Consider the following 433-nt stretch of genomic DNA (forward strand, 5'->3'; position numbering starts at 1 on the left):
CACCGAGACCGCGCAATATGACGCCGTGTTGATGCCGATCATTGCGCATCCGCCGCTCGTCTGCGGCGCCATGGATCCGAAGGGTGCCGACGAGCTCATCGAAAATCTGCTCGACAAACTGCGTCTCACCCGATTGCTGAAACTCAAGCCGCTGCTCGGCCAGCTGATGGACAAGAGCCTGTGGTTCACCCATTGGCCGGCGATCCAGAACGTCAGCGGCCAGCCGTCGATCGCGCTGCCTGTCCATGTCACCGATGCCGGCCTGCCGCTCGGCATCCAGGCCGTCGGCCGCCCGGGTGACGAGGAGACGCTTTTGTCGCTCGCCGGACAGATGGAAAAGATTTCGGGCTGGCTGACGCGGCGGGCGCCGCTGAAGGTTCCCGGCTAGAGTCTCGCATCCTCTCGTGATTTTATGATTGTGACAGCAAAGCCG

The 433-nt window shown here is 62.6% G+C and carries 1 protein-coding gene; it reads left to right on the forward strand.

Annotated elements, in window-relative coordinates:
- The coding region (locus AC1DY7_RS31330) for an amidase family protein (protein WP_477497653.1) at positions 1–388 on the forward strand (388 nt) is incomplete at its 5' end.
- Positions 389–433 lie beyond the last annotated feature (45 nt).

The organism is Mycobacterium sp. P2_H7 (assembly GCF_056403275.1).